General features: G+C 62.4%; 18 protein-coding genes. 10 read left to right on the top strand and 8 right to left on the bottom strand.

Features of this window, described 5'->3' with window-relative positions:
• Positions 1 to 25: 25 nt before the first annotated feature.
• The 3 genes from BTHE68_RS32555 to BTHE68_RS32565 all read right to left on the bottom strand — a co-directional run bounded on the left by BTHE68_RS32555 (position 26) and on the right by BTHE68_RS32565 (position 3,086).
• Positions 26 to 637: a hypothetical protein gene (locus BTHE68_RS32555; RefSeq protein ID WP_162070381.1), complete on the bottom strand. Its 612-nt coding sequence runs from the start codon at positions 635 to 637 to the stop codon at positions 26 to 28.
• 101 nt (positions 638 to 738) lie between these two features.
• Positions 739 to 2,205: a mechanosensitive ion channel family protein gene (locus tag BTHE68_RS32560; protein WP_162070382.1), complete on the bottom strand. Its 1,467-nt coding sequence runs from the start codon at positions 2,203 to 2,205 to the stop codon at positions 739 to 741.
• A 110-nt stretch (positions 2,206 to 2,315) separates the two neighbouring features.
• A complete protein-coding gene (locus BTHE68_RS32565) occupies positions 2,316 to 3,086 on the bottom strand; it encodes a GGDEF domain-containing protein (protein WP_162070383.1) in 771 nt (256 codons plus the stop codon).
• 273 nt (positions 3,087 to 3,359) lie between these two features.
• Here BTHE68_RS32565 and BTHE68_RS37075 point away from each other — a divergent pair, with 273 nt between their 5' ends.
• Positions 3,360 to 3,890: a hypothetical protein gene (locus BTHE68_RS37075; protein ID WP_232078177.1), complete on the top strand. Its 531-nt coding sequence runs from the start codon at positions 3,360 to 3,362 to the stop codon at positions 3,888 to 3,890.
• Positions 3,891 to 3,974: 84 nt separating this feature from the next.
• Here BTHE68_RS37075 and rpoD read toward each other — a convergent pair whose 3' ends face one another.
• The 5 genes from rpoD to BTHE68_RS32595 all read right to left on the bottom strand — a co-directional run bounded on the left by rpoD (position 3,975) and on the right by BTHE68_RS32595 (position 11,713).
• Positions 3,975 to 5,981 (bottom strand): RNA polymerase sigma factor RpoD, encoded by a 2,007-nt coding sequence (rpoD, locus tag BTHE68_RS32575; protein WP_162070384.1) that lies wholly within the window; start codon positions 5,979 to 5,981, stop codon positions 3,975 to 3,977.
• Positions 5,982 to 6,236: 255 nt separating this feature from the next.
• Entirely contained in the window at positions 6,237 to 7,649 is a 1,413-nt protein-coding gene (locus BTHE68_RS32580) for a replication protein O (RefSeq protein ID WP_502710614.1), read from the bottom strand.
• A 303-nt stretch (positions 7,650 to 7,952) separates the two neighbouring features.
• A complete protein-coding gene (locus tag BTHE68_RS32585) occupies positions 7,953 to 8,921 on the bottom strand; it encodes a ParB/RepB/Spo0J family partition protein (protein ID WP_162070385.1) in 969 nt (322 codons plus the stop codon).
• Positions 8,922 to 10,100, bottom strand: a complete 1,179-nt coding sequence (locus BTHE68_RS32590) for a ParA family protein (protein ID WP_162070386.1) — start codon at positions 10,098 to 10,100, stop codon at positions 8,922 to 8,924.
• Between the two features lie 173 nt (positions 10,101 to 10,273).
• Positions 10,274 to 11,713, bottom strand: a complete 1,440-nt coding sequence (locus BTHE68_RS32595) for a site-specific integrase (protein ID WP_232078354.1) — start codon at positions 11,711 to 11,713, stop codon at positions 10,274 to 10,276.
• On the opposite strand from BTHE68_RS32595, the gene BTHE68_RS37080 reads away from it, so the two are divergent.
• The 9 genes from BTHE68_RS37080 (at position 11,615) to BTHE68_RS32635 (ending at position 24,809) form a co-directional block, all read left to right on the top strand.
• Entirely contained in the window at positions 11,615 to 12,358 is a 744-nt protein-coding gene (locus tag BTHE68_RS37080; protein WP_232078366.1) for a hypothetical protein, read from the top strand. The genes BTHE68_RS32595 and BTHE68_RS37080 overlap by 99 nt on opposite strands.
• Before the next feature lie 115 nt (positions 12,359 to 12,473).
• A complete protein-coding gene (locus tag BTHE68_RS32600; protein ID WP_162070388.1) occupies positions 12,474 to 13,817 on the top strand; it encodes an Nramp family divalent metal transporter in 1,344 nt (447 codons plus the stop codon).
• 43 nt (positions 13,818 to 13,860) lie between these two features.
• Complete coding sequence (locus BTHE68_RS32605) at positions 13,861 to 15,024, top strand: dienelactone hydrolase family protein (protein ID WP_162070389.1); 1,164 nt, start codon at positions 13,861 to 13,863, stop codon at positions 15,022 to 15,024.
• 171 nt (positions 15,025 to 15,195) lie between these two features.
• Positions 15,196 to 18,663: an autotransporter family protein gene (locus BTHE68_RS32610; RefSeq protein ID WP_162070390.1), complete on the top strand. Its 3,468-nt coding sequence runs from the start codon at positions 15,196 to 15,198 to the stop codon at positions 18,661 to 18,663.
• 47 nt (positions 18,664 to 18,710) lie between these two features.
• Positions 18,711 to 21,041, top strand: coding sequence for a cytochrome P450/oxidoreductase (locus BTHE68_RS32615; protein ID WP_162070391.1), 2,331 nt, complete (start codon positions 18,711 to 18,713; stop codon positions 21,039 to 21,041).
• A gap of 904 nt (positions 21,042 to 21,945) precedes the next feature.
• Positions 21,946 to 23,127, top strand: a complete 1,182-nt coding sequence (locus tag BTHE68_RS32620; RefSeq protein ID WP_162070392.1) for an acetyl-CoA C-acetyltransferase — start codon at positions 21,946 to 21,948, stop codon at positions 23,125 to 23,127.
• A 132-nt stretch (positions 23,128 to 23,259) separates the two neighbouring features.
• Entirely contained in the window at positions 23,260 to 24,003 is a 744-nt protein-coding gene (phbB, locus tag BTHE68_RS32625) for an acetoacetyl-CoA reductase (RefSeq protein WP_162070393.1), read from the top strand.
• Between the two features lie 160 nt (positions 24,004 to 24,163).
• The gene (locus BTHE68_RS32630) at positions 24,164 to 24,382 is read left to right on the top strand and encodes a hypothetical protein (protein ID WP_162070394.1); all 219 of its coding nucleotides are present in this window, start codon (positions 24,164 to 24,166) and stop codon (positions 24,380 to 24,382) included.
• A gap of 118 nt (positions 24,383 to 24,500) precedes the next feature.
• Entirely contained in the window at positions 24,501 to 24,809 is a 309-nt protein-coding gene (locus tag BTHE68_RS32635; RefSeq protein ID WP_232078180.1) for a hypothetical protein, read from the top strand.
• Positions 24,810 to 24,839: the final 30 nt, after the last annotated feature.

Below are 24,839 nucleotides of genomic sequence, written 5' to 3' on the forward strand. Positions count from 1 at the left end.
AATATTCAACTCAGCGTTCGGCGTTCTACCTGTCGTCGGCCCGAGAGCGACGCTTCTTATAGCTCACCGCGACTGGCGCCGATGGCGTGGAAGGCGGCGCATAGGGAGACTCGTCGGGGCCGAACTCCTGCGTGGCCGCAAACAACGCATCGTTGAGCGTTTCCTCAAGGGCCTGCTGCGATTCCTCACCGACGACTGAACTACGCGTTTCGTCGTCGCCCTCTTGGGAGTCTGCTTGGGCAGGCCCCGCGGCGCTCGTCTGAAGACCGTGCGGCGAGCCGGACAGAGCCCACTGCGCCACGAGCTCTTGCGCTCGGGCATAGGAACATGTGATGACACCGCGAACGGTTTCCACCTGCAGTGCGCGCCGAGCCGCAAGCGTCTCTGCGTCGACGTGGTGGTCATCAGCCAGCATGAGCGCAGAGATGTCGAGGGAGTTTGCCTCGCCCGCCGCCAACCTCGCGTTGGTAGCCACCAGCTCTCGCCATCGATCGAACCCGCAACCCGACGCCACGGCTTCGAGCGCCTGATTCAGGCGCAGCGCGTTCTTGCCACCAGCCAGCTCCTGCAGGAGCTCTGCCTTTTCCTGTGCGGCGTCGGACGAAATCAAGTAGCGTGCGCTTACCTCATTAGCCATGCCTATGTCACCCTCTGCGGAAATCTGAAAATCAACTGTCCTGCCGTGCAGACAGGCCTTTCGGCATTATCGTGCGCGTTGGTCGAATTTTAGCTCGCCCGCTAGTCGGACTCATCGTTCAACGAATGCCGGTTCCAGACTGTTGCGAGCAGCCACTGGAACAGCGTGTGGCCCTTTTTCTGCTCATCAGGCATCGGAGCGACGAGCTTACCAAGCTTGTCCTGCCGATATGCAAGTAGCTGACACATCTGCTTCGCAACCTCGGGATGATCCTTGAGAAACGAAGTCATGTCGTCCTTGCCGAGCTGGAACAAGACCGACGGCGTGAGCGTTGCGATGGACACGTGCATCGAGAGCCCCGCGAGCAGCCCCGCTTCGCCGAACGCTTCACCCGGCCCAATCCGAGCGATTTCGCGGCTACCTGCCGACTCGACGAGGGAAACCGACAGCACGCCGGAATGCACGATCGAGAGACTGTCCGGCACGGTGTCCGGCGCCAGAATCTCGTGTTTCTCCTGATACTCGTGTCGGGAGAGGCATTTCGCCAGCCTTGTCACCTCCTCGCCCGACAGGCTGTCGAACAGGCTTACTCGCTTCAGGAGCGCCTCCTTCTCGTCACGCGACGTGAGCGCCGGCGCCGGCACGCCAAGCGCCCGTAACGCTACGTCAGCCGACGCGAGATGGCGGTAGCAGAGGTCGAAGAGTTCGCTTGATACAGCGAGCTTCTGGTTCATGTCGGCCACGAAGGCTACGACTTCGTACTGCACCGAGTTTGCGGTGGTGCGCTTCATCCGGGCGTACGGAGCCGGCGTTGCGAGGATGACATTGCAGCCCGTAAGCGCACGCCCCAAGGCGTCCAGCACCGTTTTCGGTCGCGCCTCGGGTTCGATTTCGAGAATGAGCGACAGCCCGTGGACGTCCCCCGGCCTGCTGTTGTTGGTGATTTTCGCCTTTGCCGCGACAGCGTTCGGCACGATGAGCGTGTTTCCCTGACCCGTCAGTAAGTGCGTCGCGCGCCAGTTCATCTCGACGACCTTCCCTTCAACGTCGTCAATCGTCACCCAGTCACCTATTGCATACGGCTCCGTCGTGTTGATGACGATGCCCGCGAAGACATCGCTGAGCGTGCTCTGAATGGCAAGGCCCAGCACGATAGCGAGTGCGCCCGATGTCGCGACCAGTCCGCGTACGGGCAATTCGAGCACGAAGCCCAAGGCGGCCACTGCCGCAGCGAGAAAGACTACGGCGCCGAACACATCCGAGAAAAGACGCTGCTTTCTCCAGGCGCGCGGCAGCAGCAGGGTGTCGAGCGAAAGCGTGAGCAGACGCGCGCCCATCAACCACCAGATGATTTCGAGGACCTGCCCCAACCAGTGCAGCTCGACCACGTCGATGTAAGGAGCCTGCGTAAAGGGACTAAGGCCAGACGAAAAAAGTATCCAGCTGAGCCCGAAGAAGAGCGCGAGCCGAATGAAGAGTCGTGCCAGGTCGTTCGCGGGCAGCTTCGCGCGCCACACGACCACGTCCACAGCGACAATGGCGAGACCCAGAATCAGGGGGTTCTTCACGGCGGCTCCTCTCGAGGAACGACTTCGAGAGAATACACAGTTGATGCTATCTGCGCGCTAGCGACGGCTCGCGCGCAAGCACGCGGGGCACGTAATCGGAGCCTGTAGACTCAAGTCGTAATAGCGGCTTTGGTCAGTTCGACAGCATGTACGCAATTGCGGCCAGCCGTTTTGGCGGCGTACATCTGCGCGTCGGCCGCTTCTACCAGGTGAGCTGGCGCGATGTCTTCGCCCGGGTTGCATGTCGCCACACCAATTGAAACTGTGATGCATCGATGTTCGTCTGTGATGTGCTGAAGCTGCAGGCCTTGCACCTCCGTCCTGATTGCATCGGCCATCACGGTTGCTGCTTCGTTCGTCACCTTGGGCAAGACCACCACGAATTCTTCACCGCCATAACGGCTGACGAAGTCGACGGAGCGACGAGCCACCCGTCGAACACAGTGCGCGACAGCGACGAGTACTTCGTCGCCGGCGGCATGTCCGAGGGTGTCGTTGAATCGCTTGAAGTGGTCGATGTCGATGAAAAGGACTGAGAGACGCGAGCCACGTTGCCGCGCCCTATCCCATTCCTGAGCAAGATGCGACTCAAGGCTGCGGCGATTCGCAAGCCCGGTAAGCGGGTCGGTAGTCGATAACCGCCTGAGCGTGGTCTCCTTGCTGACCTGCTCTCGAAGCACAAATGCGAAGAGCCAGGAGGCGGAAACTGCCACGGCCCCGAGCGTCGCGGCGAGCACGAGTACCGTTGCATCCCCGAGCGTCATTTGTACCGCATCGAGCAACAAGCTCACCAGACCAAGGACGAGGCCTGTGCCGAGGACCCCGATAATCATTGGATGCACGCCGAGAATCTGCGCCGTTCGGCGCAAGACGAAATGCATGCTGGCGCCCGCTTGACTGCTGCTGGGCGAACTACGGGGCTCAAAGGTTGCCATGACCGGATCTCACCGAATGCCGGGCCCTGATGGGTGCCGGGACCGCCTTACTGCTTCATGGTTTTTGGCCTGAGCAATGATTGACTGATCAAGCAATATGATAAATCGCAAATTGAAACGCACCCGCGACAAGTCGCCGCGTGAGTGCGTATAGCGGACGTTATTCGAGAGCTACATCGATTTTTGGCGCGATGACACGAATTTCGCAACCGGTTCAGAATGGACGACGAAGCAGCGCGCGAATTTCGCACGCCGCGGGAAATGCGTTACGCATCAACCCGTTGGCCCGGCGATGCTCAGGATATCCACATGCTTGTGCACGGAAACTGTGGACAAGCTACGTTCTTCGATGCGATGTCAGACGGTGGTGACGCCATGGATGCCCTTCCCTGCTCTTTTTCCTCTCGCGAATTTCCCCTTCGCTCCATCCGCATGCGACGATTTCCCGCCATTGCGGCGATCGGGCTGATGTGCGTCGCGGCCCACGCGCAGACGCAGTGTCCCGGCTATGTCGAAACAGATGCCGGCAGCGCGTTCGACATCGCTTCGATCATCAGGGATACCGGTTCGCCGCAATCCGCGCTCGACAAGGTGCGTAACGCGGTAGCGCGCGTCGATGCGGGCGGCGGATGCGCGATCTTCCGCGACCGCCTCGCATGCGAAGAGACGCTTACGCTCGCGAACAAGGCCATCGCCGCGCTGCAGGCGTGCGCGTCGTCCCGCGCGCCGAAAAGCACTTCGCACGGGTAGTGAAATAAAAAAAGCGCGTGCCGCCCGATTCGGCGGCACGCGCTTTTGAGTGCGCCCAAACGTAGGTTCGGGCGTCTCGAAGGATCAGCGATCCAGGAACGGACGCAGCTTGTCGGCGCGGCTCGGATGCATGAGCTTGCGCATCGCCTTGCTTTCGATCTGACGAATACGCTCGCGCGTGACATCGAACTGCTTGCCCAGTTCTTCGAGCGTGTAGTCCGAAGCCGTGTCGATACCGAAGCGCATGCGCAGCACCTTCGCCTCGCGCGGCGACAACGCGTTGAGCGCATCGTCGATCGCGGCGCGCATGTTCGCGTGCACCGCAGCGTCCGCCGGCGATGCGGCGCCCTGGTCTTCGATCATGTCGCCAAGCGTCGCATCGGCATCTTCACCGACCGGCGTTTCCAGCGACACTGGCTGCTTCGCGATCTTGAGAATGCCGCGGATCTTCTCCTCCGGCATTTCCATGCGCTCGGCGAGCACCGACGGATGCGCTTCCTGACCGGTCTGCTGCAGGATCTCGCGCGAAATGCGGTTCAGCTTGTTGATCGTTTCGATCATGTGAACCGGCACGCGAATCGTGCGCGCCTGATCGGCCAGCGAACGCGTCACGGCCTGACGCACCCACCACGTTGCGTAGGTCGAAAACTTCCAGCCGCGGCGATATTCGAACTTGTCCACCGCCTTCATCAGACCGATGTTGCCTTCCTGAATCAGATCCAGGAACTGCATGCCGCGATTGACGTACTTCTTCGCAATCGAAATGACTAGACGCAGGTTCGCTTCGATCATCTCGCGCTTGGCCTGACGCATCTTCAACTCGGCAGCCGTCATGCGGCGGTTGATCTGCTTCAGTTGCTGAAGCGGCATCTCGACCACGCTTTCGACGTCGATGAGCTTCTGTTGCTCGGCCTGAATGGCAGGCAAACTGCGCTCGAGCGAGGCGCCGTACTGCTTCGAGCCCGCCGCCGCGCGCGAGGTCCATTCGAGATCGGTCTCGTGACCGACGAACGATTCGACGAACTTGTCGCGTGGCATGCCGCAACGATCCACCGCGATCTGCAGCACGCGACGTTCGATATCGCGCACCTGCGCGACGCGCTGCTGCACGTCCGCGCACAGGCGGTCGATGGTCTTCGCCGTGAAGCGGATCGAGCCGAGCTCGCGCTGGATTTCAGTGCGCGCCTTTTCGACGGCCTTGATCGCGACCGCGCCCGAACCCTTAGGATTGCTTGCCTGTTCCGCCAGCTCGCTCACCCGGGCGAAGATCTCGAGGCAGTCCGCCTTCAACTGCTTCAGACGCGCTTCGTTCGACGCGCCGGCATCAGCGCCGTCCACGTCGTCATCGTCGCTATCGTCGTCGCTGTCGGATTCGTCGGTGTCCGTATCGATGTCGGCTGATTCGCTTGTTTCGGAAGGCGAAATATCTTCGTCTACCGAATCTTCTTCCTTCAGGCCATCGACCAGTTCATCGATCTTCAATTCACCGGACTCGACTTGCGCCGCATCGGCGAGAATGGTCGCGACGGTCGACGGGCACGCCGCGATCGCCTGAATCATCTCGTGCAGACCGTCTTCGATGCGCTTCGCAATGGCGATTTCACCGGCACGCGTGAGCAGCTCGGTCGCGCCCATTTCGCGCATATACATGCGGACCGGGTCGGTCGTACGGCCGAATTCCGAATCGACGGTCGACAGCGCGTTTTCCGCTTCTTCGTCCGATTGCTCGTCGGTGACCACGCTCGGGGCGCTATCGCTCAACAGGAGCGTTTCGGCGTCCGGCGCCTGCTCGTAGACCGCCACACCCATATCGTTGAACGTGCTGACGATGGTTTCCATCGCCGCGGTTTCAGCGAAGTTATCCGGCAGATGGTCGTTGATCTCGGCATGCGTGAGGTAGCCACGCTCTTTGCCCAACTGAATGAGCGCGCGCATCTGGCGCTGACGCTCTTCGTTCTGCTCTGCGGTCATCGCGACATCGGGCTGCATCGTGCCGGTCTGGCCCTTCCCTTTGTTCGCCCGCCGGCCTGGTGCCTTGCGCGCCGGTGCGACGATATCCAGCTCCGAATCTTCCCGATCAAAACTTGCCATACTTTCTCCTCGACAGGTTTGCTCGGCGACGACAGATCCCCGGAGCGAGCGTAACGGCCCGCAATGATATCGATGACAGCTTCGACCACGGACGGCTGCTGAAAATCGCATCGAGCAAAGCACGCAGACCGCATCCGTACGCGGTTTTGCGTTTTCCAATCGCCCATTAAGGCGCAACCTTAGAGTATATCAGCATTTGCTGCGACGCAGCAGGTTTTTCAATACTTTTTGGGTTGCGGTCTTCGGCGGACCCTTTCATTCGAGTAGCGCGCGTGGCCGTCTCATTGAGACGGCATCATCGACAATTTGTTCAGACGAATCACCAAGGCTTGCCTTCGATGCGGCACGCGACACCGCTTGTAAGAGCGAACTCAAACGTGAGGGGCGTGACCGGTCTTGAGAGGCTGGTCGCATGGCGTCCCTCGAAGGGTTAGTTGGGGCACATCCTGCCCGCTTCAAGCGAAGAAACGCTTTGATCTCGCTGAGGTGCGTCTCGAAATTGGGGCTGGATTCGGTGGACCGCGAATTCATCTGGGCCGGCACCGGCGGGATGCGCGAGCGAAAGTGCGATGTGGAAGGCTGACCAGCGACGCGGTCGACCGTCGGGTCGACTGAGACGATGTGTCCTGCATCGAGCGCTGCGACGAAATCCTGCGCCCATGCGCCGGCATGCACGCGCGGTTGTGGCTCGTCGCGATGGTGGATCATGATGGAGCGCGCGTCCTCGGAGATTCGGTAGTTACGAACGCCATCGCGGCTGACGAAGGATTGGCCCGCGAGATTCGTGGCGACGTCAGCGGTGCGCCGCGATTCGGCGAGCTTCTGTTCTTGTGCGACATGGACGTCACGCTGGCTTCGTGCGCGATAGGCGAAGTCGACCGGAGCACGCAAAAGCGTACGGACATAGCTGATCGGATGTGTGGCGCGCTTCAAATGTTTCCAACTGGCCTCGACGATATCGGAAAGGAGTTTGCCGTGGGCCTTCGCCTCGCGCATTAGTTTGAAGATCAGAAACTCACGAAATCCCAGTGGGACGAGGCGCTGAAGATCGGCGGGAAGCCGTCCTGGTTGTCTCTTTTGAGTAGTAGGGATTAGATCCTTATATATAGCACCGTCTGCCACGGTGACAGACGGCGGCACGCAAGAAAAGACGGGGGCGGTCGGGATCGGGTCGTCCTGATGATTGGCGGAGGGCGCTTCGTTGGCGGCAACAGACTCGACGAGACCCAGCAAAGAGGCCGCTTTCTCGGTCAGATGAAGATAGGCGCGGCCGAATAGGCCTGCCGCTCCGTATCGTGTTTGGGGCGGGCGCGTGATGAATCCAGCGAACTCGAGATCGTCCAGGCCGCGATAGAACGTACGCATCGATTGCTGCGCTCGCCCCGTGAGCAATTCTCGACGGGCGAAGATCGGGGCATAGGGACGAGAAGCGTCGACGGTACGCGCCAAAGCCGCGAGCAGCGCACGTGCACGAGCGGGCAGGGCGGCGGTGTGAGTCGCGCGATGTGCGGCTCGAAAGATCACCCAGGGCAGGTTCGATCGATCGCAGGCATAGTCATCGATCGCCTGTTGATCTTCCAGTTCGGAAGGCAGTTCGGGTTCTTGCAGGCGAAAACCAACCTCGCCAGCAACGGAATGTTGCGCGATACGCATGTCAAGTACGTCCATTTCGAAAAATGGAAGACAAACGCTTGACTGCCGATCGCGTTCCGCTAAACTTCGAGATGTGGACTCGTGACCCGATTGGCGTCGGGAAGCGGACCGGGCGATAAGCAGTTAAGCCCGATATTCAAAAGCCTTCGGTTGGCGCCGAAGGCTTTTGTCTTTTTGCAGCTTGTTCGTTACATAGAAGCCTCGTTAGTGCTCTGACGACAAGTCTTTGATTTTCAAGGAAGTTCTACTAGGTTCAACAACTATCGATTCCATCTGTTTCGTTAAGTTGTTGATTTAAAACGAAAACCTAGAAGAGCTTCAATCCTGCTCCGATTCGCTCAACGTTTTGTTGATGAACTCGGCAATCCGTTGACCCCAATGCTCTGCATCGCTTGCATCCTTCTCAAAGAATCGGACGCCGACTACGCCGTTTCGCGTCGAGATCTCGCAAACCTTGCGTCTACCAGAGCGAACCACGGTCGCGCTCGGTGCTGCCGTGCGCGGCTTCTCAGCCGCAAGAGCAACCGCTCTGTCCTGTGTGAAGTTGTCGTCTTCGATCAGCCGACGAACCGCCTCCACAACCTTGTCCGATTTGCCCGCCTCCGTGAGCGCCGCGAGCTTTTGCGCGGCATTGCTCCCCAGCCGCTCTGGCTTCTCCGCGAGCGCGATCTTGGCTGCTTCCGGCAAGGCGTCGAACGAAAAGATTCGCGTGACGTGACTCTTGCTGAGTCCGGCGCTCTCGGAAATCTCAGTGCGTGACAAGCCGCTCAATTCCTGCAGCCGTTTGAAATTCCAATACTTCTCGAAGTCGGTTAGCGAAGGCGAGAGCAGATTCGAGAAGAACGCTGCAAATTCGATTTCACCTTCTTCGATCGACGCGACGTTCGCGCGAATGGTCGTGCGTGCAAGTTCGCGATAGGCGGCGACGCGGTTGTGCCCCGCCACGATCTCAAAGCGATCATCCGGCAGCGCACGCACCAAAATTGGCGTGGCGAGTGCGTGCTGCGCGAGATTGCTTTTGAGTTCCTGAAATTGCTCCGCCGTCAGCTTGCGGCGTCGGCCGGGTACTTCGACGAGCGCATCGAGAGGCACTTCGAGCGCCGCTCGTTCCTCCAGTTGCGATTCGAGTTCCTTGATCCGTGCCTGCGCAGTATTGATGCGATGCTGCGCGTCCATCAAGCGTCCCGGCGACGTGCGCGCCTCCGTACTCACCGGCCGCGCCGGCGTCTCCGCCGGTTTGCTGCCGATGTTCGCTGTCTTGGCGAGGAGTCTGTCCCCGATGCCCATTTATGCCTCCTTCTGATTCCACGCGCGAACGAATTGCGCGTCGAGGTGTTCAGCGAGCCGGTCAAGCGGCTCCTTGAATCGGTTGTATGCGGCAGTGCTGCCGTCGGGCTTCGAAAGGTCATAGACCGTCGACAGCTGCGCAGATGCACCCTTCGGTACGGTCGACTCCGGAATCTCGAACGGCAGCACGCGATCGCCGTACGCCTTCTGAAGCCAGCCGCGCACGACCCGAGAGACGTCGTCGGACTTCGCCTTGGTCATGATCACGTTGACGAAATCGAATCGCTTCTGCTCGAGCACGCCCGGAAGCTTCTTCGCGATATCGGCGAAGAGGTGCCAGAACTGGGTGGAACTTGCGAAGTCGAGCGCCTCGGGCGGGCAGGGCAGCAGAATTGCATCCGACGCCAGCAGCGCGTTGATAGTCAGGTAGCTGAGTGCGGGAGGCGTGTCGATCACGATGGCGTCATACTCATTCGCGAGCGGCATCAAGCCCTTTCGGACAATTTCCCAGAACTCGAACGTGCTATCGTTGAGCACCTTCGCCGGAATTTCGAATTCGGCATCAAAGAGTGACGACGACGCCGGGATGAGATCCAGGTTGTGCCAATACGTCTCCTGCACCGCATAGTGCAGCGTCTCCCGATCACCATAGATGAGTGGAAGAAGGGTCTGATCGTCCGAGATTTCCGCGTCCGGCGCCCATCCGCAAAGCTGGGTGGTGGTGCCCTGCGGGTCACAGTCGATAACGAGCACGCGACGGCCGAGCAGGGTCAACGCCTGCGCGGCAGATACAGCTGTCGTCGTCTTGGCGACGCCGCCCTTGAAGTTCGCAACGGTCACAATTCGCCCGCGCTTACCTTCCGGTCGACGTGTTCGCTCCTTCGTCGCCCTGATCCAGGTCAGTGCTTCTTCGAGGCTGAACTCCTTGCTGCGGCCCGCTCCCTTTGACGTGCCCGCGGGCAAATCGCCCTTGGTTGTCAGGTACTGGAACCGCTGCTTGTCGACTCCGCAGAGCGACGCCACCTGGGCGCTCGTGAATGTCGGCGCGCTTTTGCGCGGATACGGCTCCAACATCGCGTCGCGGATCTGATTGAGAATGTCAGTGGCTTGGGCGGCCACTCCCAAGAGCGTTTCGATCGAAACGGATTGATCGACTTCGGGAAGCCGAGCGCTTAGCATGGAGTTCGCAGTCACTGGCGGGCCTGGGTAAGCAAATAATTCTTCGGTTTGTGGAAAACAAGCTGCAAACCGAAGAATAAACGGCGAACCGGTAAACCTCAAGTAAACTCTGAAGTACTTGAGCGACCCCAGCGGGCATTTTTACAACGCCGAGCGCTTGTGTAAACGCGAATTCAGGACCGCTCTGGCGTTTTCGCGAACGTCGAGGCGCTGCGAATCAGCTTCTCCACGCCTAGAAAGCGGCCAATGTCCTCGTTTTTGAGATACACCGCGGTGGTCGAAAGGTCGGCATGACCAAGTCCAATACTGACCTCGCGCAGTGCCGCGCCGTGTCCGAGCGCGTGCGCGGAGTGGGTATGGCGGAGCCAGTGCGTGCTCGCTCGTTTCAACTCCCGGCCCGTCCCGGGCTCCCGCGCTTCCATGAACACTGCCGCATTTGCGAAGATGCCCTTGAAGATCTTTCCGACACCGTCCGGCGTTAGCGCTCGCCCGCCTCGTGCCTGAGCCAGAATCGGCGTGCCTTCCGGGCAGTCGAGGGGCGCGCAAAGGCCGCGCAATGCGAGATTTTCCCCAAGGGCTTCGACGACGGCCGCCGGCAGGAGCACCGAGCGAGAGGCACCGCGACCCTCGTCGATCGCCAGACGCCAGACGGGGCCGATCACGCCCGATAACCTCCCGACGCTCAGTGCGTCTGTCGTCGCGGCCGCCAGCTCCGCGCGACGCAGGCCGGTGGCGTACGCGAGAAGCAGCGCCAGTCTGTCGCGATGCTCGGAAAACGAATAATCGGAACGTTCGACCGAAAGCAGCACGTTTCTCCACTGCTCCAGGTCGAGCGATCGCGTCGCCGACTCGAACACCGGCGGCGACGTGACGCGCGCGAAACCCGCAAACGGGTTGTCGGCGAGATAGTTTTCACCGACGAGCCATTCGCACAGCGCGCTCAGGATCGAGCGGGCCGTTTCCCGGCTGCGGTCCGAAAGTGGACCGGCGAAGGGTCGCCAGGTGGAGAGACATCGTTCGCTCCGATGAGACGCGATCCATCGAGCCGCCGGCCGAGGGTTCGGCAGAAACGCACCGATATATTCCGCGCATTCCGCCGGATCGAGCGACGAAAACGGTTTGTCTTTCTCGACGAGCGCCCACAGCAGCAGGCGTTCCGCTTCACGTCGGTACGCACGGCGCGTGTGCTCACTGCTCGATCGAGCGTCGAGCCAGGCGGAAATCGCACGGACATCCGTATCGAAACGCGCTCCCGCGCCGGTCCGATTCGACCCTTTTGACCCGTCCAGCCGCGCCGGAACCCGCAATACCTCCAGCGGGGCGATCACGAACACGTCGCTCCCATCGGTTTCGGAACGCGGCGGGGGCGACATTTCGCCGGTTCGCCATTGCCGTCGCGGCACGAGCGCGCGCGGCGAAAACGTGTGCCGCAGAGCCTGAGCGTGAAGTTGCAGCCAGTCGACCACACGTTGCGCGCCCTTCGGACCGAGTCGCGGCACGGCGGCGTACCAGCGATGCCTCCGCCGTTCGATCAATTCGATGACATCCGCGATCGTCGCCAGGCCCGCCGATGTGAGCCGCATCGTGATTGCCGGTTCGAACCAGCCATCGATGGGATGCTCCGGACTTGGGTCCTGCGCGAGCGATGCTTCCATGCGCGCAAGCGCATCCGCCTGCCGGCCCCTCAGCCTTACATTGCGCGCGGCACGCCGATCGAGGGAAGGGGAGGTGACTGGCGGAAATGCCTCTTCATACAGCGCCAGCAGTTCCGATTCACTGTAGACGCCGTCCGGATCGACGTTTTCGCGGAATTCGTCGAGTGTGGGCGCGGCCGTGGCCGGAGGCGGCTCGAAAAGCGGAATGCTGCCAGGACGAAGCCGCAACAGATGCGCGGCTTCCGTGTCACGAGCGCGCCGGGCAAGGACCGACAGCGTGTCACGCAGTGCGTCGATCAGTCGTCGCGTGGCGCGGACATCGGTCCCGGCATCGCCGTACGATGCGTGCAACTGCGCTTCAGACACGCCGTCCAGATAGCCGCGATACAGCGCGAAATGCTGGCGTGTGAGGCGGCTTGGAGCGCGCAGACGCGCGCTATCCGCGACGGAGTTCGTCGCGCCGTCTGCCAAACGGTCTACGGAAGCTGTGGCGTCGGGCCTCATTTATCCTTTCTTTTCAATCATTTGGGCCAAGGTTATCAACCAGCTTCGAATTTGACAACAAAAATCGCTACATCTGATAAGTCGAATTATCAGCATTGAGCGTGACTTTCGACGCGCGTTCTCACCTTCGCACCTGCGCGCGCTTGAATGTTCATCCGCCCCGGCGCATATTTTCAGCACGCCCACTGCCCGTATCCGCAGGAGAAACGAGCCTATGCTTGATCCTGTACGCCCCGCGTCGAAACCGCCCGAGCAGGATGACGCGTTCCGCCCGAGCTTACCGGAGGTGTACGCGTCGGTGCATGTGCCGACGGGCGGTCGATGGATTCGCCGCTTCCTCGCCTTCGCCGGACCCGGCTACATGATTTCCGTCGGCTATATGGACCCGGGCAACTGGGCGACCGACATCGCCGGCGGCTCGCGCTTCGGCTACACGCTGCTCACCGTCATCCTGCTGTCGAATCTGATGGCCATCCTGCTTCAGGCGCTTGCGGTCCGTTTGGGCATCGCGACCGGCCGCGATCTCGCACAGGCGTGCCGCGATCACTATTCGAAGCCGGTGAATTTCGCGCTGTGGCTCGCGTGCGAGGCGGCGATCGTCGCGTGCGATCTGGCCGAGGTGATCGGCACGGCCATCGCGCTGCAATTGCTGTTCGGCATCCCGTTGATTGCGGGCGCGCTCCTGACCGCGCTCGACGCCTTCCTTTTGCTGCTGCTGATCAACAAGGGCTTTCGCTTGCTGGAGGCGTTCGTCATCGCGCTGCTGGTCGTGATTGCGAGCTGCTTCGCGTTGCAGATCGCCGCCGCGGCGCCGCCGCTCGCCGATGTGTTGCGCGGCTTCATCCCGTCGCCGCGCATCGTCGCGGATCGCGAAATGCTGTACGTGGCCATCGGCATCCTTGGCGCGACGGTCATGCCGCACAACCTGTATCTGCATTCGTCGATCGTGCAGACGCGCGCGTACGGCAAATCGGTGCGAGCGCGTCGCGCCGCGATCCGCTGGGCGACCATCGACAGCACGATCGCGTTGACGCTCGCGCTTTTCATCAACGCGGCGATTCTGATCGTCGCCGCTGCCGTGTTTCATGCGAGCGGTCACGACGAAGTCGCGGAGATCGGCGACGCCTTCCATCTGCTGTCGCCGCTTCTGGGCCTGGGCATCGCATCGACGCTCTTCGCCGTTGCGTTGCTCGCGTCCGGCCTGAACTCGACCGTCACCGCGACCCTCGCCGGCCAGATCGTGATGGAAGGCTTTCTGCGACTGCGAATTCCGAACTGGGCACGGCGGCTCATCACGCGCGCGATCGCCATCGTGCCGGTGATTGTCGTGACGGCGATCTACGGCGAGAAGGGCACGGGTCAGTTGCTCGTGCTGAGCCAGGTGATTTTGTCGATGCAACTGCCGTTCGCCGTCATTCCGCTGGTGCGCTTCGTGTCGGACCGTCGCAAAATGGGCGTCTTCGCCGTCTCGCGCTGGACGAGCGGGCTGGCGTGGCTCGTCGCGGCGGTGATCGTCGTGCTGAACGTCAAGCTGCTCGCCGACACGCTGCTGTCGTGAGCGCGCGGTGGCCGCGAACACTACATATAAGGAGACGCACGCAATGAGCGGCAGGTTCATCGACATCACGCTTCGCGACGGCACGGCCATTCCCGCTTACGTGACCCAGCCCGCGAAGGGCTCGGGCCCAGGCATCGTGCTGTTGCACGACGACGCGGGCCTCGATGACTTCATCACGCACACGGCCGATCTTTACGCCGAAGAAGGTTACGTCGTGCTTGCGCCGCGGCTTCCCGACTACGATCCGAAGCCCGGCGGCATCGCGGCGGAAAATTTCGCGGCGCTCGTCGATGCGCTGCGCGCGCTGCCGCAGCATGCGGGCAAGGTCGGCGTGGTCGGTTTCGGGCGCGGCGGACGGCTCGCGACGCGCATCGCCGCGCAGGCCGACGTCGATTGCGCCGCCTGCTATTACGCTGACGATTTCGCCGCCTGCCGCGCCGATATCCCCACGATCCGCTGCCCGATGGTGTTCCACTTCCCCGAACACGGCGCGCCCGAACAGCGCGAAATCGAGGCCGCGTTCGTGGGCAAGCCGCACATCGAGCGGTATGCATATCCGGGCACATCGAGCGGCTTCATCGTTTCGGGCAGCGAACATTACGACAAACCCGCCGCGCTGATGGCGTACTCGCGCACGCTCGCGATATTGCGCAAAGTGCTCGGCCCGCTCTTCGACCTCAATCTGCTGTGGGAGCAGCACTGCTATTTCGAGTTCGGCACGCGCGACGTCGACGCCGTCATGCCGACGATGATCGCCGAGCCCTACGTGAATCACGTGCCAACGATGACGGGCGGCGTCGGTCACGATCAGTTGAAGCGCTTCTATCGGTATCACTTCGTTCATTCGAATCCGGCCGATACCAAGCTGATTCCGGTGTCACGCACGATCGGCGCGGACCGCGTGGTCGACGAGTTCGTGTTTTGTGCGACGCACGACCGCGAAATCGACTGGCTGCTGCCCGGCCTCGCACCGACGGGAAAATACTTCGAAGTCCCGATGCTCGCTGTGATCCGCTTTCGCGGCGACAAGCTCTATAACGAACACATCTATTGGGATCAGGCCTCGGTGCTGGTGCAGATCGGCGTGCTCGATCCCGAAGGGCTGCCGGTCGCGGGCCGTCAGACCGCGCGCAAGCTGATCGATGAAACGCTGCCGAGCAACACGTTGATGCCCAACTGGGCGTCGAGCGAAGGCAAGCCCATCTGAGCCATCCGAGAGACGGCGCGGCGCACAATTCAACGTCCTTTGCATAAGCGCAATGGGTGCACTACTCTGATCGAATTGCTGCCTACCGGCAGCACTAAGCAGACGCGTGCATCGTGGAACGATGCGCCGCACTGCTGAGCAAATCGAAACCGTCCGCAGGCCGAAGATCTCATGCGCCGCTCGTCCCTTCAGGTACGATCGACGCCGCTCGCTCATGCCATCTCGATTGCGTTCGGCGTCTCCATTCTCGTTCGCGCAGTGCCCGCGCTCAGCGCGTGCGACAGCACCGCGCCGCAGTCCGGCAAGAGCGCAACCTGCGATACCCGTCAGCCCAATCCGTCGACCGTTCCGGTCATCGCCGTTGCGGGCAGCGTCAATGTGACGATCAACGTGCTGTCGGGCGCCGAACTCGATATCACCAACCGCAACGGACTTTTTGTCCGCAATACGAGCACGGCGACGAACGCCGGTATCTTGCGCGTGAACGGCGATTCTTTCGACGGCATGACGTCGCAAGGCGCGACGGGACAAAACGTGCTTGTGAACCGTGGCGCCATCTTCACGACCGGCGTGAGTTCCGAAGCGATGTTCAACAGCGCGGCCGCCGTCACGATGCGCAACGCAGCCGGCGGCACGCTCACGACGAGCGGCGCGAACGCCACGGGAATGGGCGATTACGGCAGCCCAGGCGGCGGCACGCTGATCAACGACGGCGCGATCGTCACGAGCGGCTCGGGATCGCCCGGCATGGGCGCGAATACGAGCCGCGACACGCTCATCAACAACGGTTCGATCACGACGACGGGCGGATCGGCGAGCGGCATGACCGTGACCGGCTCGCCCGGCCAGAACGTCGTGACGAACAACGGCACAATCGACGTATCGGGCAACAACGCGCACGGGATCGTTTCGCAGGATGCATCGCCGGGCGCGATCACGAACACCGGATCGATACTCGCACGCGGCACGGGCGGGCGCGGCGTGTCGCTCGCCAATCCCGCGTCGGTCACGAACGCGGCGGGCGCGAGCATCGTGAGCCAGCGCGCGAGCGGCATCGTCGCGAACGGGGGCGGCACGCTGGAGAACGCGGGCACGATTCAAGGCGCGACCGGCGTGACCATCGCCGGCGGCGCCGAGAGCATCAACAACACGGGCACGATTCGCGGCGCGAGCGCGGAGGCGATCGTCGCGAGCGGCAAGATCAATGTGTCGGTCACGAACACAGGCACGATCGCGGGAGGCGCGGGCGTCGCGGTACGCACCGACACCGGCGCCGACACGTTCAACATGAACGGCGGCGTCGTCACGGGACAGATTCGCCAGGGCGACGGCGTCGACGCTTTCACGATGACCGCGGGCCAGGTCGATTCGCTCGATCAGGGCGACGCGCGCGACACGTTCACGATGACGGGCGGGCGCATCGTCGGCGTGTTCGCGAATGGCGATGTCGCGCGCATCACCGACGGGCGCATCGGCAATGTCGATCTGAACGTGGGCGCGAACATCTTCGAGATGTCGGGCGGGCAGATCGACACGAACGTGACCGCCGCGCAGAACGACGACACGTTCACGCTCTCGGGCGGCACGATCGGCGGACGCGTCGATCTCGGCAGCGGCAACAACGCGTTGACGATCACGGGCGGGTCGATCGGGCAGGGCGTTACGACCACGACCGGCACCGACACGCTGACCTGGAGCGGCGGCACGATCGCGGGGCCGGTCTCGCTCGGCGCGGGCAACGACTCCGCCGTGATCCGCAATCTGAACGACATCACGCTCGCCGCGACGACGCGCTTCGACGGCGGTCCGGGCGTCGATGCGCTGACATTCGACAACGTGCAGACGAGCGGCCTCGCGCGCTATGCCAATTGGGAGACGGTGAATGCGACGAACAACACGCAGCTCACGTTCGACGCGAACGGCCTCACGCTCGGCGACGCCGCGACCGGCACCGGCGCACTGAATCTCGATGCGACGAGCACGATTCTGGCGGGCGGCATCGGCAACACATCGATACAGCCGGCGATCGCCGGGCAACTCGTCGCGCTCAACAACGCGGGCACGATCGATCTGACCAACGGCGGCCCGAGCACGAGCGACGCGTTCGTCGTGAACGGCAACTACACGGGCAACGACGGACGGCTGCTCGTGCAGAGCGCGCTCGGCGCGGATGGTGCGCCGAGCGACCGGCTCGTGATCGCGCAGGGCACAGGCGCGGGAACGACGTCGATCGGCGTGACGAACATCGGCGGCACGGGCGGACTGACGGTGAACGACGGGATTCTGGTCGTGCAGGCGACGAACGGCGCGACGACGTCGCCGGGCGCTTTCACGCTTGCGCATTCGATGAACGCGGGCGCTTACACGTACTATCTGTTCAAGGGCGGCGTGAGCGAGGGAACGGCGGACAACTGGTATCTGCGTTCGAGCGTGCCGCCCGCTCCCGCTCCGGCAGTGGCGCCCGCCGTCCCACCCGCTCCGCCCCCGCCGACAACGCCGACAACGCCGACAACGCCGACAACGCCGACAACGCCGACAACGCCAACAACGCCAACAACGCCAACAACGCCAACAACGCCAACAACGCCAACAACGCCAACAACGCCCGCGGCCCCCACGCCGACTGCCGCCGCAGGAACACCGCCGCTTCCAGTCCCACCGCCGCCCGGCTCGGCGCCGATCCCGCTCTATCGCATGGAAGTGCCGGTCTACGCCGAGTTGCCGCCGATCGCGCGCGAGCTGACTATCCAGCAAATCGGCACGTTCCACGAGCGTCAGGGCGAGCAGGCGTTGCTGATGGAAAACGGCGCGCTGCCCGCGGCGTGGGCGCGCGTCTGGGGCGGCCACGCGACGCAGCACAACAGCGGCGCGGCCGATCCCGAGTTCAGCGGCGGCATCGGCGGCGTGCAGATCGGCCACGATATCTACGCCGATACGACATCGAGCGAACATCGCAATCACTACGGATTCTTCTTCAGCTTCGCGCGCGCGAGCGGTGATATCGACGGGTTCGCGCTCGGCTTTCCCAACTCCGACGCCGGCCATCTGTCGATCAATGCGTATAGCGCCGGACTCTATTGGACGCACATCGGCCCGAGCGGCTGGTACACCGACGCGGTGCTGCTCGGCAGCTCGCTCACCGCCGATCCGCAATCGAACCGCGGCGTCGGCGCGACGACGCATGGCAGCGCATTCGCCGCATCGATCGAAGCGGGCTTGCCGCTTCCGCTGCCCGCAGGCCTCGCGATCGAACCGCAGGCGCAACTCATCTGGCAGCACGCCAGTCTCCACGATATCGACGACGGCATCTCGACCGTGTCCTTCGATGAAGCGAGCGGTTTCGTCGGCCGGCTCGGCGTGCGCTTCTACGGTCACGTCGATGCGGCCGGCACAAGCTTCGAGCCGTATCTGCGCGCGAACCTGTGGCGCTATTTCGGCGCGACCGATACCGCGACCTTCGCGGGCACCACCGTCATCCCGACGAGCGTGTCCGCGACGACCGCGCAATTCGGTGCGGGCGTCGTCGCGAAGGTCAGCGCGCGCGGCAGTCTGTCCGCAAACGTCTCGTACTCGACCAATGTCGGGGGCTCGCACCGCAGCGCGATCGAAGGCGGTCTGGGCGTGCGCTGGAAGTGGTGAGCCGTTGCATACTATGGTCACGCTAAAAGAACAATCAGGAGACGAGCATGACCGATGTGGCCGGCGAAGACCGCGCGCCCCGCTGCCCTTTTCATGACGATGCCCGCGCGCCGAACGGCTGCCCCGTGAGCGCGCCCGCGGCGGAGTTCGATCCATTCGGCGACGGCTACAGCCAGGACCCGCCCGAATACGTGCGCTGGGCCCGTGAACAGGAGCCGGTTTTCTGGAGCCCGAAGCTCGGCTATTGGGTCGTCACGCGTTACGACGACATCAAGGCGATCTTCCGCGACAACCTCACGTTCAGCCCGTCGATCGCGCTGGAGAAGATTACGCCGACCGGGCCCGAAGCGAATGCCGTGCTCGCGTCGTACGGCTTCGCGCTGAACCGCACGCTTGTGAACGAGGACGAGCCCGCGCACATGCCGCGCCGTCGCGCGCTGATGGACCCGTTCACGCCGGAAGCGCTCGCGCATCACGAACCGATGGTGCGCGCGCTCGCACGCGAATATGTCGATCGCTTCATCGACGATGGCCGCGCCGATCTCGTCGATCAGATGCTGTGGGAAGTGCCGCTCACCGTCGCGCTGCACTTTCTCGGCGTGCCCGAGGAAGACATGGATACGCTGCGCCTCTACTCGATCGCGCACACGGTCAACACCTGGGGACGGCCGAGGCCGGAAGAGCAGGTCGAGGTCGCCCATGCGGTCGGCAAGTTCTGGCAGTACGCGGGCAAGGTGCTCGACAAGATGCGCGAAGACCCATCCGGTCCCGGCTGGATGCAGTACGGCATCCGCAAGCAGAAGGCACTGCCGGATGTCGTGACGGATTCGTATCTGCATTCGATGATGATGGCCGGCATCGTCGCTGCGCACGAGACCACGGCGAACGCCACCGCGAACGCGCTCAAGCTGCTGCTGCAACATCGCGACGCGTGGCGCGACATCTGCGAAGACCCGAGCCTCATTCCGAACGCGGTCGAGGAGTGCCTGCGTCACAACGGTTCCGTCGCGGCGTGGCGCCGGCTCGCGACGAAGGACGTGACGATCGGCGGCATCGACATTGCCGCGGGCTCGAAGCTTCTGATCGTCACGTCGTCGGCGAATCACGATCAGCATCAGTTCGCCGATGCCGATCTCTTCGACATCCGCCGCGAAAACGCCAGCGATCAGCTGACTTTCGGCTACGGCGCGCATCAGTGCATGGGCAAGAACCTCGCGCGCATGGAGATGCAAGTCTTTCTCGACGAACTCACGCGCCGCCTGCCGCACATGCGGCTCGCCGAGCAGCGCTTCACTTATGTGCCGAACACGTCGTTTCGCGGGCCGGAGCATCTCCTGGTGGAATGGGACCCGGCGATGAACCCGGAGCGCGCCGATCCGTCCGTGCGCGAGGCGCGCGCGGTGGTGCGGATCGGCGAGCCGTCGTCGCATGCGGTGAGCCGCGCGGTGTTCGTCGATTCGGTCGATGCGTGCGCGGATCGTATCGTGCGCGTGGGGCTGGTTTCGGCGGACGGGCGCGATCTGCCGCGCTGGACGGCGGGTTCGCATATCGATGTGGTCTGTGGCGAGACGGGCCTCTCGCGTCAGTATTCGCTGTGCGGCGACCCCGCTGACCGGCGCGCGTTCGAGATCGCCGTGCTGCGCGAAACGCAGAGCCGCGGCGGCTCGGCGTGGGTGCACGACAACGTGAAGCCCGGCGCCCACTGGCGCATTCGCGGCCCGCGCAATCACTTCCGTCTGGACGAAACCGCGAACCGGCTCGTGCTGATCGCGGGCGGCATCGGCATCACGCCGATCAGCGCGATGGCGCGGCGCGCGCGTTCGCTCGGCATCGACTACGAACTGCACTACAGCGGCCGCTCGCGCGCGTCGATGGCCTTGCTCGACGAGATGCGCGCGCTGCACGGCGAACGTCTTTTCGCGTACGTCTCCGAAGAAGGCACGCGCAACGATTTCGCGGCGCTCGCCGTGGACGAGGGCACGCTGATCTACGCGTGCGGTCCGGCGCGCATGCTCGACGCGCTCGGCGTGGCGAGCGCGTCGTGGCCGGAGGACGCGCTGAAGATCGAGCATTTCGAATCGAAACTCGGCACGCTCGACGCGGAAAACGAGCAAGCGTTCGAAGTCGAGTTGCAGGATTCCGGCCTCGTGCTGACCGTCCCGGCCGATCAGACGCTCCTCGCGACGCTCAGGCGCGCGAACGTCGACGTGCAGAGCGACTGCGAGGAAGGACTGTGCGGATCATGTGAAGTGCGCGTGCTCGCCGGGGATATCGATCACCGCGATGTGGTGCTGACCAAAAGCGAGCGCCAGTCGAACAACCGGATGATGGCGTGCTGTTCGCGCGCAAAAGGCAAAAGGATCGTTTTAGCGCTTTGAAAATTCAGCGACGCGTCGAGCCGATTTTCGTTGACGGATGACATTATGTCGCGGCATTACGCAAGCGATTAACTGCATATGGCTTCATCACGCCGTCATATATCAGCGTTAAGACGGTCCAAAACTCTTTTGCGTAAAGACGGATTGGTTATACGCAGTAGTTAATTCGCATATAAAGAACGGGGCGATATGCCCGCTCGGCGTCCACGACAGAAAAGCCCACGACAACAACTCAGCTACGTTTGTATTACGTATTTACCCGCGATTGGCGAAGTGATCATACAACTTGCGCAATTTTCGTCATCATATAGGATGATTAATGAACGCACGTTCGAGCATTGCTGCAATATTCAGCACGATCGGAGCGGGACTTTTTACGCGATCTAGGGTTTATACCTACTAATATGAAATTTTTTACGCATGTTTTGCGTTTAGAATTGTTACTAATTTGGTGCGACGCACAAGCGCGCACGACCGAATAACTTCCAATATGCTCTGCTGCCCGCCGGCGTGAATCTTCGCGCAGCGGAATTGCGCATTCGCGATTCACGGCAGCAAGGCGAAAGAGAAGGCCGGTGCTTAACCTGAGAGATTTATCCAAGGCCCATATAAATGGACCACGCAATTGGCCGCACGTTTGCCGCGTCCCGTTCGGGATTTTTTCTGCGGAACGAACTTCGTCTCACGGGCGAGGTCATCCGCAGTCGGCGCGACGCCTTTTGAAGTCGCTCGCTCATGCATCGGTCGGTCGGACATCGCTCCGCACGCGGCGCTGCGCATCAATCCGCCCGAGTTCGAGTCGAACTCACCCAGTCCATTCGTAATGGATGCGTTTTCGCGTCGCGAGCATTGCATCGCGAACGAAGATTCCGTTCACGCTTTCGCTGTTTGACGAGGATAGAAAATGACTGACGTAGTGATCGTATCGGCCGCGCGTACGGCGGTAGGCAAGTTCGGCGGTTCGCTCGCGAAGATCGCCGCCCCGGAACTGGGCGCAACGGTGATCAGGGCCGTGCTGGAGCGCGCCGGCGTGAAGCCGGACCAGGTGAGCGAAGTGATTCTGGGTCAGGTGCTCGCAGCGGGTTCGGGCCAGAACCCGGCGCGCCAGTCGCTGATCAAGGCCGGCTTGCCCGACATGGTCCCCGGCATGACGATCAACAAGGTCTGCGGCTCGGGCCTCAAGGCGGTGATGCTCGCGGCGAACGCGATCATCGCGGGCGATGCGGAAATCGTGATCGCCGGCGGTCAGGAAAACATGAGCGCCGCGCCGCACGTGCTGCCGGGCTCGCGCGACGGTTTCCGCATGGGCGACGCGAAGCTGATCGACACGATGATCGTCGATGGCCTGTGGGACGTTTATAACAACTACCACATGGGCACGACGGCGGAAAACGTCGCGAAGGAATTCGGCATCACGCGCGAGCAGCAGGACGCGTTCGCGGCGCTGTCGCAGAACAAGGCCGAGGCCGCACAGAAGTCGGGCCGCTTCAACGATGAAATCGTGCCGGTCTCGATTCCGCAACGCAAGGGCGAGCCGCTGCAGTTCAACACCGACGAATTCGTGCGTCACGGCGTGACTGCCGAAGCGCTCGCGGGCCTGAAGCCGGCGTTCTCGAAGGAAGGCACGGTGACGGCGGCGAACGCATCGGGCCTCAACGATGGCGCGGCGGCGGTGGTCGTGATGTCGGCGAAGAAGGCTGAGGCGCTGGGTCTGACGCCGCTCGCGCGCATCAAGGCGTACGCGAACGCAGGCGTCGATCCGAAGATCATGGGCATGGGTCCGGTGCCGGCATCGAAGCGCTGTCTGGAGCGCGCGGGCTGGTCGGTGAACGATCTCGATCTGATGGAAATCAACGAGGCGTTCGCGGCGCAGGCGCTCGCGGTGCACAAGCAGATGGGCTGGGATCAGTCGAAGATCAACGTGAACGGCGGCGCGATTGCGATCGGTCACCCGATCGGCGCTTCGGGCTGCCGGATTCTCGTCACGCTGCTGCACGAAATGCAGAAGCGCGACGCGAAGAAGGGTCTGGCGTCGCTGTGCATCGGCGGCGGCATGGGTGTCGCGCTGGCGGTGGAACGTCCGTAACGAAAGCAATAAACCGGCGCCGCATACGAGCGGGCCCGACGCGATATCAAATCACTATAAGCGTCGAGCCGACAGCGCAGCGCCGGTGCCATTCCGAGCATCATTAACCTGAGAGAATTGAGGAGTATCAGCATGACTAAGCGAATCGCACTGGTGACCGGCGGCATGGGCGGACTCGGCGAGGCAGTCGCCATCAAGCTGCACGACGCAGGCTACGCGGTCGTCGTGACGCATTCGCCGGGCAACGCGAAGGCCGGCGAATGGCTCGCGAGCATGGATCGCCAGGGCCGCAACTTCCGCGCGTATCCGGTCGACGTCGCCGATTACGATTCCGCCCAGCACTGCGTCGCGAAGATCCAGGCCGAAGTCGGCCCGATCGATATCCTCGTGAACAACGCCGGCATCACGCAGGACACGACCTTCAAGAAGATGACCAAGGTGAACTGGGACGCGGTGCTGCGCACCAATCTCGATTCGGTCTTCAACATGACCAAGCCGGTTTGCGAAGAGATGGTGTCGCGCGGCTGGGGTCGCATCATCAACATTTCGTCGGTGAATGGATCGAAAGGCCAGATCGGTCAGACGAACTATTCGGCGGCGAAGGCGGGCATGCACGGCTTCACGAAGTCGCTCGCGCTCGAAGTCGCGAAGAAGGGCGTGACCGTGAACACGATCTCGCCGGGCTATCTCGCGACCAAGATGGTGACCGCGATTCCGCAGGAGATTCTCGACACGAAGATTCTTCCGCAGATTCCGGCGGGACGTCTCGGCAAGCCCGAGGAAGTCGCGGCGCTCGTCGCGTTCCTGTGCTCGGACGATGCGGGTTTCGTCACCGGTTCGAACATCGCGATCAACGGCGGCCAGCACATGAGCTGATGCTGCGTGCGCCGTCTGGCGTTCGCATCGATAAAAACGTCGTTCGCGCGTCGCACGTTCGTCACGTGCCCGCGCGACGATATTCACGCGCGAGACATCACGTTCTCGCGCGTCGATTCAATCTTCATCCGTAACCTTCGCTTTTTCGACGGACCGTGCCATGAACAACCTCGGCGCAGGCACACATCCCTATAGCGTCGGTCATCTCGACTCGGCGATCGAACACCTCGAGCAGGTACTCAGCCTCGAAGGTGCGAATTCGCTTTTCTCCAAGACATACTGGCGCGGACGCGTCGTGCAGGCGCTTGCGACGCCGGGACTCGCGCCCTGTCAGCATTCCCGCTTGCAGCACTTGCTGGAGCGCATCGCGCAGGCTTGAGCGGGAACGACAAACTGCCGTCTTTCCTCTGATCCGTGAAGAAAATCGCGGGCGCTTGTACCATTCGGGCCGTATCTCAAATTCACGGTCCACGGATATGTTTTTTTCCCTCAGATCAATGCTCTCGACGCCGCGCGCGATCGGGACGATCGCACTTACCTGTCTGCTCGCCGCATGCGGTACGACCAACGGCGTTACGGCCGGCGCGAAGCCTGACACGTACACGGTTACCGGCAAGGCGACCGGCACGCGCATGTCGTGGGTGACCGCGCGCAATGCCGCAATGGACGCAGCCACCGATTACTGCAAGCAGCGCTCGCAGCGCGTCGTGGTTCGCTCGGAGGCGACTAGCGGTATTCGTTCGCTCGAAGAGCAGACTGCTACCGTCTCGTTCAGTTGCGTGGCGGAGAGTGCTGCGCGGGGGTGATCGTCTGACACCAAAAAATAGACATTGACA

It is taken from the genome of Burkholderia sp. THE68 (assembly GCF_009938265.1).
Classification (GTDB): Bacteria; Pseudomonadota; Gammaproteobacteria; order Burkholderiales; family Burkholderiaceae; genus Caballeronia.

Excerpts from the sequence above, each read along its gene's own strand:
- BTHE68_RS32620 (WP_162070392.1), top strand. The coding sequence starts at position 21,946 with ATGACTGACGTAGTGATCGTATCGGCCGCGCGTACGGCGGTAGGCAAG.
- BTHE68_RS32565 (WP_162070383.1), bottom strand. The coding sequence starts at position 3,086 with ATGCATTTCGTCTTGCGCCGAACGGCGCAGATTCTCGGCGTGCATCCA.
- phbB (WP_162070393.1), top strand. The coding sequence starts at position 23,260 with ATGACTAAGCGAATCGCACTGGTGACCGGCGGCATGGGCGGACTCGGC.
- BTHE68_RS32615 (WP_162070391.1), top strand. The coding sequence starts at position 18,711 with ATGACCGATGTGGCCGGCGAAGACCGCGCGCCCCGCTGCCCTTTTCAT.
- BTHE68_RS32590 (WP_162070386.1), bottom strand. The coding sequence starts at position 10,100 with ATGCTAAGCGCTCGGCTTCCCGAAGTCGATCAATCCGTTTCGATCGAA.
- BTHE68_RS32580 (WP_502710614.1), bottom strand. The coding sequence starts at position 7,649 with ATGGACGTACTTGACATGCGTATCGCGCAACATTCCGTTGCTGGCGAG.
- BTHE68_RS32610 (WP_162070390.1), top strand. The coding sequence starts at position 15,196 with ATGCGCCGCTCGTCCCTTCAGGTACGATCGACGCCGCTCGCTCATGCC.
- BTHE68_RS32635 (WP_232078180.1), top strand. The coding sequence starts at position 24,501 with ATGCTCTCGACGCCGCGCGCGATCGGGACGATCGCACTTACCTGTCTG.
- BTHE68_RS32605 (WP_162070389.1), top strand. The coding sequence starts at position 13,861 with ATGAGCGGCAGGTTCATCGACATCACGCTTCGCGACGGCACGGCCATT.
- BTHE68_RS32555 (WP_162070381.1), bottom strand. The coding sequence starts at position 637 with ATGGCTAATGAGGTAAGCGCACGCTACTTGATTTCGTCCGACGCCGCA.
- BTHE68_RS32630 (WP_162070394.1), top strand. The coding sequence starts at position 24,164 with ATGAACAACCTCGGCGCAGGCACACATCCCTATAGCGTCGGTCATCTC.
- BTHE68_RS32600 (WP_162070388.1), top strand. The coding sequence starts at position 12,474 with ATGCTTGATCCTGTACGCCCCGCGTCGAAACCGCCCGAGCAGGATGAC.
- BTHE68_RS32585 (WP_162070385.1), bottom strand. The coding sequence starts at position 8,921 with ATGGGCATCGGGGACAGACTCCTCGCCAAGACAGCGAACATCGGCAGC.
- BTHE68_RS37080 (WP_232078366.1), top strand. The coding sequence starts at position 11,615 with ATGCCTCCGCCGTTCGATCAATTCGATGACATCCGCGATCGTCGCCAG.
- rpoD (WP_162070384.1), bottom strand. The coding sequence starts at position 5,981 with ATGGCAAGTTTTGATCGGGAAGATTCGGAGCTGGATATCGTCGCACCG.
- BTHE68_RS37075 (WP_232078177.1), top strand. The coding sequence starts at position 3,360 with ATGGACGACGAAGCAGCGCGCGAATTTCGCACGCCGCGGGAAATGCGT.